Annotated in this window: 2 protein-coding genes and 1 pseudogene; all 3 read left to right on the top strand. The window is 72.7% G+C overall.

Annotation, left to right across the window (positions count from 1 at the left end):
- Positions 1-1,705: pseudogene (locus tag GT030_RS02035) on the top strand (hypothetical protein); the annotation flags it as partial.
- 144 nt (positions 1,706-1,849) lie between these two features.
- Positions 1,850-2,785 (top strand): cellulose-binding protein, encoded by a 936-nt coding sequence (locus GT030_RS02030; protein WP_086694976.1) that lies wholly within the window; start codon positions 1,850-1,852, stop codon positions 2,783-2,785.
- A gap of 210 nt (positions 2,786-2,995) precedes the next feature.
- Positions 2,996-4,031, top strand: a 1,036-nt coding sequence (locus GT030_RS02025; protein ID WP_161199534.1) for an ABC transporter ATP-binding protein, incomplete at its 3' end; no start/stop codon positions are given.

The raw sequence follows: 4,031 nt of genomic DNA, 5'->3' as shown, positions 1-4,031 counted from the left end.
CGAGGCGGAGGAGCTGCTCGGTGCCGCCCGCGAGGAGGCGGACCAGGAGCGCGAGCGGGCCCGTGAGCAGAGCGAGGAGCTGCTGGCCGCGGCGCGCACCCGCGTGGAGGAGGCGCAGGCCGAGGCGACCCGGCTGGTGGAGGAGGCGGACCGCCGGGCCACCGAGATGGTGTCCGCCGCCGAGGCCCACGCGGCGCAGGTACGGGACTCCGTCAGCGGGCTGCACGAGCAGGCGCAGGAGGAGATCGCCGGGCTGCGTTCGGCCGCCGAGCACGCGGCGGACCGTACCCGGCGGGAGGCCGAGGAGGAGGCGGACCGGGTCCGCACCGACGCCTACGCCGAGCGGGAGCGGGCGAGCGAGGACGCGACGCGGCTGCGCCGGGAGGCGGCCGAGGAGTCCGAGGCGGCCAAGGCGCTCGCCGAGCGCACGGTCGCCGAGGCGGCCCAGGAGTCGGAGCGGCTGCGCTCGGATGCCGCCGAGTACGCGCAGCGGGTGCGTACGGAGGCGTCGGACAAGCTGGCGGAGGCCGACCAGGCCGCGTCCCGGACCCGGGCGGACGCCCGCGAGGACGCCAACCGCATCAGGTCGGACGCGGCGACGCAGGCCGACACCCTCATCACCGAGGCGAGTTCCGAGGCGGAGCGGCTCCAGAACGAGACCGCCGCGGAGGCGGAGCGGGTCCGCGCCGAAGCGGTGGCGGGCGCCGAGCAGTTGATCGCGGACGCGACCGACGACGCCGAGCGGCTGCGCGCCGAGGCGGCGGAGACGGTCGGTACGGCGCAGCGGCACGCGGAGCGGATGCGCGCCGAGGCCGAGCGGGTCAGGTCCGAGGCCGAGACGGAGGCCGAGCGGCTGACCAACTCCGCGCGCGAGGAGGCCGAACGGACGCTGGACGAGGCGCGCAGCGAGGCCAACAAGCGGCGCTCGGAGGCGGCCGAGCAGGTCGACACCCTCATCTCGGAGACGGCGGCCGAGGCGGACAAGCTGCTCGCGGAGGCGCGGCAGCAGGCGCAGAAGACCACCGCGGACGCGGAGGGCCAGGCCGACTCGATGGTGGGCGCGGCCCGCACCGAGGCCGAGCGGATCGTGGCCGAGGCGACGGTGGCGGGCAACTCCCGTGTGGAGAAGGCCCGTACGGACGCCGACGAGCTGCTGGTCGGCGCGCGCCGGGACGCGACCGCGATCCGGGAGCGGGCCGAGGAGCTGCGCCAGCGGGTCACCTCGGAGATCGAGGAGCTGCACGAGCGGGCCCGCCGGGAGGCGGCCGAGACGATGAAGTCGACGGGCGAGCGCTGCGACGCGCTGATCAAGGCGGCCGAGGAGCAGCTCGCCGAGGCGCAGGCGAAGGCCAAGGAACTGGTGTCGGAGGCCAACTCCGAGGCGGGCAAGGTGCGGATCGCCGCCGTGAAGAAGGCGGAGGGTCTGCTCAAGGAGGCCGAGCAGAAGAAGACCAGGCTCGTCAAGGAGGCCGAGGACCTGAAGGCCGAGGCGATCCGCGAGGCGCGGCGCACGGTCGAGGAGGGCAAGCGCGAGCTGGAGATCCTGGTGCGCCGCCGCGAGGACATCAACACCGAGATCTCGCGGGTGCAGGACGTGCTGGAGGCGCTGGAGTCGTTCGAGGGTCCGGCGGGCAAGGACGGCGCGGTCAAGGCGGGAGCCACGGTGGGTCCGCCCCGGTCGGGGGGCAAGAACTCCGACGCTTAGGAGTGAGCATGGCAAGTTTCGGGGGGTCGGCCACCCGAAAGAGGTGTCATTCTCCAGACCAAAAACGTATCCGCGCGATGACACACCGCTTCGGCGCCTAGGATTCCCTCTATCACCTCACCGGTCTCATTCGACAGGAACCCCATGAGCGACACTTCCCCCTACGGCTTCGAGCTAGTGCGGCGTGGATACGACCGTGCTCAGGTGGACGAACGCATCTCCAAGCTCGTCTCCGACCGTGACAGCGCGCTCTCCCGGATCACCGCACTGGAGAAGCGCATCGAGGAGCTCCACCTCGAAACGCAGAACGCCCAGGCCCAGATCACCGACGCGGAGCCGTCGTACGCGGGTCTGGGCGCGCGGGTCGAGAAGATCCTGCGCCTTGCCGAGGAGGAGGCGAAGGACCTGCGCGAGGAGGCCCGCCGCGCCTCCGAACAGCACCGTGAGCTGGCCGAGTCGGCCGCCCAGCAGGTGCGCAACGACGCGGAGTCGTTCGCCGCCGAGCGCAAGGCGAAGTCCGAGGACGAGGGCGTCCGGATCGTCGAGAAGGCCAAGGGCGAGGCGGCACAGCTCCGCGCCGACGCGCAGAAGGACGCGCAGTCCAAGCGCGAGGAGGCCGACGCCCTCTTCGAGGAGACCCGCGCCAAGGCCGCGCAGGCCGCCGCCGACTTCGAGACCAACCTCGCCAAGCGCCGCGAGCAGTCCGAGCGGGACCTGGCGTCGCGTCAGCAGAAGGCGGAGAAGCGGCTCGCGGAGATCGAGCACCGCGCCGAGCAGCTCCGTCTGGAGGCGGAGAAGCTGCGCACCGACGCCGACCGCCGTGCGCGCCAGACGGTGGAGACGGCGCAGCGTCAGGCCGAGGACATCGTGGCCGACGCCAACGCCAAGGCGGACCGCATCCGTTCGGAGTCCGAGCGGGAGCTGGCGGCGCTGACCAACCGCCGCGACAGCATCAACGCCCAGCTCACCAACGTCCGCGAGATGCTCGCCACGCTGACGGGTGCCGCGGTCGCCGCCGCCGGTTCCCCGGTGGAGGACGAGACCGCGGGCCGCGGCGTGCCGGCGCAGCAGACCCGGTAACGTCCCGGGGCGCATTCCCGCTGAGCGCGGGCGAAGCCCTCTGCCGCCGACGCGGCAGAGGGCTTCGGCCGCTCTCGGCGGTGACCGGACACGCGCCGTGAGCCTTTGGCTTTACTTTCTCTTGAGCGGAACCGCTCCGGCCCGGTTATCCTCCTAACCCTTACGGGGGCACGCGCCACGCTGTCCTGAACCTTCCGATGGGTGCGGAGCATGATCGAGGCTGTTGGCCTGACCAAGTGGTACGGCGACAAGACCGCCGTGCACGACCTCTCCTTCCAGGTGCGTCCCGGCGCGGTGACCGGTTTCCTCGGGCCCAACGGCTCCGGCAAGTCGACGACCATGCGGATGATCCTCGGGCTGGACAACCCCTCCTCCGGCTCGGTGACCATCGGCGGCTACCCGTACCGCAAGCTGCCCAACGCGGCCCGCCAGGTCGGCGCGCTGCTCGACGCCAAGGCGGTGCACGGCGGCCGCAGCGCCCGCAACCATCTGCTCAGCCTCGCCCAGCTCTCCGGCATCCCGGCCCGCCGGGTGGACGAGGTGCTCGGGGTCGTCGGGCTCCAGGAAGTGGCCCGCAAGCGCTCCAAGGGCTTCTCGCTCGGCATGGGCCAGCGCCTCGGCATCGCGGCCGCCCTGCTGGGCGACCCGCAGGTGCTGCTGTTCGACGAGCCGGTCAACGGCCTCGACCCCGAGGGCATCCTCTGGGTCCGCAACCTGATGAAGGCGCTCGCAGCGGAGGGCCGTACGGTCTTCGTCTCCTCGCACCTGATGAGCGAGATGGCGCTGACCGCCGACCATCTGATCGTGATCGGGCGGGGCCAACTGCTCGCCGACATGAGCGTGACCGACTTCATCTCCGCCAACTCCGCCGACTTCGCGCGGGTGCGCACCCCGGACACCGAGCCGCAGCAGCGGGAGAAGCTGACCTCGGCGCTGACCGAGGCGGGCGGCCATGTGCTGCCCGAGCTGGACGGCGCGCTCCGGGTGACCGGGCTGGCACTCCCCCGCATCAGCGACCTGGCGCACGAGGCGGACGTACGGCTGTGGGAGCTGTCGCCGCACCAGGCGTCGCTGGAGGAGGCGTACATGCGGATGACGCAGGGCGTCGTCGACTACCGCTCCACCGTGGACCAGCGCTCCGGGCTCCAGCAGCCGCTGCCGCCCGGTGTGCAGCCCCCGATGCCGGTGCCGGGCCAGGGCCAGCCGGGCTGGTACGCCCCGCCGCCGCCCCAGCCGGGCGTCCCGT

Origin of the sequence: Streptomyces sp. SID1328, assembly GCF_009865595.1 — a bacterium.
GTDB classification, from domain to species: Bacteria; Actinomycetota; Actinomycetes; order Streptomycetales; family Streptomycetaceae; genus Streptomyces; species Streptomyces griseoluteus.
The sequence above is the reverse complement of the archived record's forward strand: the minus strand, read 5'-3'. Positions and strand labels throughout refer to the sequence as shown.